The sequence below is a fragment of the Burkholderia sp. Ac-20345 genome (genome assembly GCF_017104825.1).
GTDB classification, from domain to species: domain Bacteria; phylum Pseudomonadota; class Gammaproteobacteria; order Burkholderiales; family Burkholderiaceae; genus Burkholderia; species Burkholderia lata_B.
Genome location: NZ_JAAGPO010000449.1, coordinates 1 through 2,337 on the forward strand (window position 1 = coordinate 1; position 2,337 = coordinate 2,337).

A 2,337-nucleotide genomic window follows, 5' to 3' on the forward strand; every position below is an offset into this window, starting at 1 on the left:
GCCGACCGCCCGCGCATGCCGAAGGCGAACCCGTGGCCGGGCCGGCCCGGCGAGTGGCCCACGCATTGCCCGCTGTGCTTCGGTGCACTGGAGCCGTTGCCGGGTGCGGGCGGCTACGCGCGGCACCGGAGCGCGCGGTGCTCCGCGCAGTGCGTGCTCACGACGCGCCAGTATCAACCGGAGGAACTGACGATTCGCGGCTCGCGCGACGTGCAGGTCGCCGCCCGGCATCGCGAGCGCTTCGTTGCGCAGTGGGCGCGCCATTACGTGCTGATGCGGCGCGTGTGGCCCGCGCTCACGATCGGGCGCTTCATCGCGGTGATTTCCTGTGTCGACGTCGCGGATCTCTGGTCGTACCGGATGTTCCGCGACGACGATCTGGCGGCCGTGCTGCTCGTGCTGGCCGGCTTCCTGCGCGTGCCGGATGCGTCGGGCGCCGGTGCGTCGGGCGCCGATGCACCGGATGCCGACACGCGCGCGCCGACGGTGCGCTGGGTGCGGTTCTGGTTCGACGCGAGCGTGCGCGACGTCGGCGATTTGTGGACGGCCGGCGGCAGCGCGCCGCCGCTGTTTCGCGTCGACTATCGCGAACCGCTCGTCACGCCGTATCCGACCGGCGCGCAGGTGCATGCGTGGCAGCCGGTCGACGGCATGCGCGACGCGTGGGAGCAGCGGGTCGATGCGCGGGAGCCTGCCGTCGACGAGTCCGATCGCGCGGCGTTCGCGCGCTTCCTGGCGCGCGCGTCGGCGCCGGGCATGAACCTGTGACGGCCGCAGCGCGGGTGCCATGGAGCCATTTCTGAAGGAGGCGCGCATGAAGATGCGACGAAGCGCAATCGCGACGATCGTCTGCCTGCTGCTGGCAGCCGGTGCGCACGCGCAGGGCGGACACGCGGCGGCGAGCGCGGCCGTGCCCGCGGCAGCCAGTCCGGGCTCGGCCGCGAAGCCGGTGTGCGTCGATGCGGAAGTCGATGGCAAGCGCGCGCTGTCGTACGACTGCCTGAGCCAGCAACTGAAGCCGGCGGCCGACCCGCAGGCGGGCGCATCGCAAACGGATTCGGAGCGGCTGTCGAAGCAGCCGTCGAACCGTCTCGGCACGTTCAACCTGTCGACCGAGCGGAACCGTTTCGGCTCGAACTGGGGGCGGTCGACGACGCCGCAGCGGCCCGATGCGCCGGTCGCGGTGCCGCCGAAGTAATGCAGGCGGCCGAATGTGTGGTGCAGGTATCGATGAGTCGATGAGCCGGAGGCGCTCCGGCGCGAACCGACGAGGGACGGCAACATGAAGGCGGGCAGGCAGACGAACCGGGCGGTGATGCTGCGAGCAATGGCCGGCGTGCTGGCGTTGGCCTGCGCATGCGCAGGCTCTTGCGCTTGCGCAACCGCAGCGGCCGGCGAGCGGCCCGCGCAGCCGGGTGCCGCATCGCCGACGCCGACCGTCGCGCTGCCGAACTTCGCCGCGCTGGTCCGGCGCGTCGGCCCGGCGGTCGTCAACATCAGCGTCACGCGCGAAGTCACGCAGATGGGCATCCAGTTGCCGCCCGGCATCGCGCCCGATCATCCGCTCGCGCCGTTTCTTGCGCGGCGCGTGATCGGCAACCGCGAGGAGGTGAGCCTCGGCTCGGGCTTCATCGTCAGTGCGGACGGCGTGATCCTGACCAACCGGCACGTGGTCGGCGACGCCGTTGCGATCGACGTGAAGCTGACCGACAAGCGGCAGTTCAAGGGGCGCGTGATCGGCAGCGACCCCGTCTCCGACGTGGCGGTGATCCGCATCGACGCGCACAACCTGCCGGTCGTCGCGACCGGCGACCCGGCTCGCACCGAAGTGGGCGACTGGGTGATGGCGATCGGTTCGCCGTACGGGTTCGCGAACACGGTCACGCAGGGCATCGTCAGCGCGAAATCGCGCTCGTTGCCCGGCGAGCGCGCGATTCCGTTCATCCAGACCGACGTGCCGATCAACCCCGGCAATTCGGGCGGCCCGCTGTTCGACCTCGGCGGCCGCGTGATCGCGATCAACTCGATGATTTTCTCGAAGACGGGCGGCTACCAGGGGCTCGCGTTCGCGATCCCGATCGACATCGCGCTCGACGTGAAGGACCAGTTGCTGCGGACCGGCAAGGTCACGCGCGGCCGGCTCGGCGTGGCCGTCCAGGAAGTGAGCCAGGCGCTCGCGCGTTCGTTCGGCCTGGCGAGCCCGGACGGCGCGCTGATCACCGTGGTCGAGCCGGATGGCCCGGCCGCGCACGCGGGCCTGCAGCCGGGCGACGTCGTGCTTGCGGTCGACGGCAAGCCGGTCGCCGAATCGGCGGACCTGCTCGGCACGGTCGCGGG

3 protein-coding genes are annotated in these 2,337 nt (G+C 71.5%); all 3 read left to right on the top strand.

The genetic code is table 11. The annotated features are described in order from the left end of the window. On the top strand, positions 1-768 hold a 768-nt coding region (locus G3O06_RS47825), incomplete at its 5' end, for a hypothetical protein (protein WP_205820329.1). Between the two features lie 46 nt (positions 769-814). After that, positions 815-1,198 (top strand): hypothetical protein, encoded by a 384-nt coding sequence (locus tag G3O06_RS47830; RefSeq protein ID WP_205820331.1) that lies wholly within the window; start codon positions 815-817, stop codon positions 1,196-1,198. An 84-nt stretch (positions 1,199-1,282) separates the two neighbouring features. After that, on the top strand, positions 1,283-2,337 hold a 1,055-nt coding region (locus tag G3O06_RS47835), incomplete at its 3' end, for a trypsin-like peptidase domain-containing protein (protein ID WP_205820333.1).

Bases quoted from the DNA above. Each gene is read 5' to 3' on its own strand.
- G3O06_RS47830 (WP_205820331.1), top strand. From the start codon at position 815: ATGAAGATGCGACGAAGCGCAATCGCGACGATCGTCTGCCTGCTGCTG.